Source organism: Eggerthella sp. 1_3_56FAA (assembly GCF_000185625.1).
In the GTDB taxonomy this organism is placed as follows: Bacteria; Actinomycetota; Coriobacteriia; order Coriobacteriales; family Eggerthellaceae; genus Eggerthella; species Eggerthella lenta.
On sequence record NZ_GL622582.1, the window covers coordinates 238,011 to 241,159 of the forward strand.

Annotated in this window: 3 protein-coding genes and 3 pseudogenes; 2 read left to right on the plus strand and 4 right to left on the minus strand. The window is 68.0% G+C overall.

Translation table 11 applies throughout. From position 1 onward, the window contains the following. The 4 genes and pseudogenes from HMPREF1023_RS14335 to thiS form a co-directional block, all read right to left on the minus strand. Positions 1-196: pseudogene (locus HMPREF1023_RS14335) on the minus strand (2-iminoacetate synthase ThiH); the annotation flags it as partial. Positions 197-204: 8 nt separating this feature from the next. Further along, positions 205-978, minus strand: a complete 774-nt coding sequence (locus tag HMPREF1023_RS14340; protein WP_009307165.1) for a thiazole synthase — start codon at positions 976-978, stop codon at positions 205-207. A 42-nt stretch (positions 979-1,020) separates the two neighbouring features. After that, the gene (gene thiF / locus HMPREF1023_RS14345; protein WP_009307166.1) at positions 1,021-1,629 is read right to left on the minus strand and encodes a sulfur carrier protein ThiS adenylyltransferase ThiF; all 609 of its coding nucleotides are present in this window, start codon (positions 1,627-1,629) and stop codon (positions 1,021-1,023) included. Continuing rightward, the gene (thiS, locus tag HMPREF1023_RS14350; RefSeq protein ID WP_009307167.1) at positions 1,629-1,826 is read right to left on the minus strand and encodes a sulfur carrier protein ThiS; all 198 of its coding nucleotides are present in this window, start codon (positions 1,824-1,826) and stop codon (positions 1,629-1,631) included. Before thiS ends, thiF begins: the two co-directional genes overlap by 1 nt. Positions 1,827-2,249: 423 nt before the next feature. Between thiS and HMPREF1023_RS14355 the strand changes: the two are divergent. Beyond that, positions 2,250-2,399: pseudogene (locus HMPREF1023_RS14355) on the plus strand (hypothetical protein); the annotation flags it as partial. Positions 2,400-2,850: 451 nt separating this feature from the next. Next, positions 2,851-3,149 (plus strand): annotated as a pseudogene (locus HMPREF1023_RS14360) (IS256 family transposase); the annotation flags it as partial.

The following is a 3,149-nucleotide window of genomic DNA, read 5'->3' on the forward strand; positions in this document are numbered from 1 at the left end:
CCGCGTCGAAGTCGAACGCCGCCGCGCGTGCCAGCAGTTCGTCGAGCACGGGCGAGTCGGTGACGTCCATGTCCGGAAGGTAGGCCATAGGGTCGATGCCGCGATCGCGCGCCACGTCGGCGGGGTCCACCGCCTCGAGGCGCGTGAAGCGCGGAACCGCCGAGGGCGTTGCGGAGCGGGTGCCTGCTTGCGTCATGGCCCCTCCTAATCCGCGAGGAACCCGGTGAGGGGCGACGAGGCCTCGGCGCGGTCGAGCACGCGCCCCATGCCGGCTCGGTATCCCGCGCGCCCCGCCTCCACGGCGCGTTTGAACGCGGCCGCCATGAGGGGGACGTCGCCCGCCGTGGCCACCGCGGTGTTCGCCATGACCGCGGCCGCGCCCAGCTCCATGGCCTCGCACGCCTGCGAGGGCCGGCCGATGCCCGCGTCCACGATGACGGGCACGTCCACCTCGTCGACGATGATCTTGATGAAGTCGCGCGCGGCCAGCCCCTTGTTCGACCCGATGGGCGCCGCCAGCGGCATGACGGCCGCCGCGCCCGCGCGTACCAGGTCGCGCGCGCAGACGAGGTCGGGGAACATGTAGGGAAGCACGACGAAGCCCTCCTCGGCCAGTTGCGCCGTTGCGCGCACCGTCTCGGCGTTGTCGGGCATGAGATAGGCCGCGTCGCGGATGACCTCCACCTTCACGAAGTCGCCGCATCCCATCGCCCGCGCCAGCCGCGCGATGCGCACCGCCTCGTCGGCCGTGCGCGCCCCCGATGTGTTCGGCAGCAGCGTCACGCCCTCGGGAATGGCGTCAAGGATGCTTCCGTCCTGCCCCGTGTTCGCGCGACGCACGGCCAAGGTGACGATCTCGGCGCCCGCATCGCGCACGGCCGCCTCCACGAGGTCGAGGTTGAACTTCCCCGACCCCAGGATGAAGCGCGAGGTGAACGTCCGGTCGCCCAGCGACCAAGTATCCGGTTCGTATGCCATGGATATCCCTTCCCGACCGCCCTCTGCGGCCCGTTGCTTCCGTCAGTTTCCTTCGAGTCCCAGCACGAGGCGCACGACGACGAGCGCCTGCTGCGCCGCGCACAGAGCCACCCGCGGGGCGAAGAGCGCCTCGTCGGCCACGTCGGCCTCGCCGTCGCCGCACACGAACAGCCGCCGCCCCACGCGCCGCGTGACCAGCGCGTCGGCCGGTCCCGCACCCGCCATGCCGCTGCCCGCCACCACCACGGTATTCGACGCCTCCGTCAGCAGCGCGTTCACGAGGTCGGCTTTGCAGCGGGGGTCGTCGAAGGCCTCGCACACGATGCGCTCGCCCGCAAACAGCGCCGCCGCGTTGCCGGCATCCACCCGCACGCGGTCGAGCGTAAGCTCGATGCCCGGGTCGATGCGCAGCAGCTGCTCGGCCAGCGCCTCGGTCTTCGGCCGGCCGATATGCTCGCGGAAGTAGTGCTGGCGGTTGAGGTTGGACTCGTCCACGAGGTCGAAGTCCACGAGGTGCAGCGCGCCCACCCCCGAGCGCGCCAGCATCACGGCGATGTGCGACCCCAGGCCGCCCAACCCCGCCACGCCCACGCGCGCCGCCGCCAGCCTCACGCGCGCCTCTTCTCCGATGCGGCTCGAAAGCGCGTCCATCAGCCGCCTCCCACGAAGCGGACCACTTCCAGCACGTCGCCTGCCCGCAGCACCGTGGCCGCGTACGCGTCGCGCGGCACGATGGCCCCGTTCAGCTCGCACGCCACGCGCGCGGCGTCGAAGCCGTCGCGCTCCAGCAGCTGCGCGAGCGTCGAACCGTCCGCCTCGGGCCGCGCCCGTCCGTTCACCTGCGCCACGTCTCGCCCTCCTTTCCGCCCCCGCCGGCGCATCCGCCGGCCTCCGGGCACGAAAAAAGCGCGCACGAAGCAGATCGCACCCGAGGTGGTGCGCCCCTTCGTACGCGCTTGCGTACTCTCACGACGGCTAGGATATCCGAAGTCGCCCGCCCCCGCAACGCCCCGCCGGTAAGCGGCGGGCGCAAGATGCAGCGGGATGGGGCGCAAGGCGGCTGCCCGATGGCGCATCATCGCCCGAAAAACACGCTTTCGCGCTCGATTCCGTGTTTTTCGGGCGATGATGCGCATGCGCGCTGTCAGCAACACGGCCGCCATGCCGCGCAAACGAGCGGATAGAGAACCGTTGCGCCGCCGCAACCGACCAGCCGACGCCCTGCGGTACGCTGAACGGACCAAGGCAACCGACGATCAGATAAGGAGACGTCCATGAAGTACAAGACAGGCGACAAGCCGGGCGCGGGACGCTACCGCTGCGACAACTGCGGCTACGTCGTTCGCATCACGAGCGATGCCGAAGCCCTTCCCGCATGTCCCAACTGCGGACACCACGAGTTCACCAAACTGGAAGACTGACCGAACGCCAGGGCCGGCAGCAAGTCCGGCACGCTGCCGGCCCCGCAGGGGCCGCGATGACGACGAAAACCTCTGCGTACGGCAGGAATCAAGGGGTTTGGTAACCGGTGCCGCCGCCTCCGACATGCCGAGAACATCCGACCTGCACAAACGCACGCGCATCGCCCCCTCCCCGCATCAAACGAGAGAATAGAGCGGCTCCAAGATTACCAAACCGCCCCACTTGCGCCAGCAGACCCCGCTTTCGCCGTCATTTCCCAAATCGTGGGTTATAGGCAAGAAAGTGTGTCCGTTTTAGGGGTGTAAGGGCAGGTCAAACCCTCGATAAACCATCGTTTAAATTTCGGAGGCAGGTTTAAGTGCCTGGCAAGAATGTGTGTCCGCTTTCGACTTGACACCGCAGGTCAGAGGCCGTAAACCGCCCTCTTAAATTCCGTGGTTCAATCACGGGATGAAGAAGATACTGTGCCCTGCGTGCGGGGGCGACACGAAACGCAACGGGAAGACCTCGTCGGGGGCGACTCGTTGGCGCTGCAAGGCATGCGGCGCATCCACCACGCAACGTTACGACAACGAGCCTAAACTGCTAGAGCTGTTCCTGAGGTGGCTGCTCTCGAAAAAGACCCAAGGCGAGTTCGGCATGCCCGGACGCACCTTCCGGCATCTCACGAATAAGTTCTGGGACCTGTGGCCCGTGGCTCCTGTCTGTGACGAGGTCCACCACGTGGTGGAGGTGGATGGCCTTTGGCT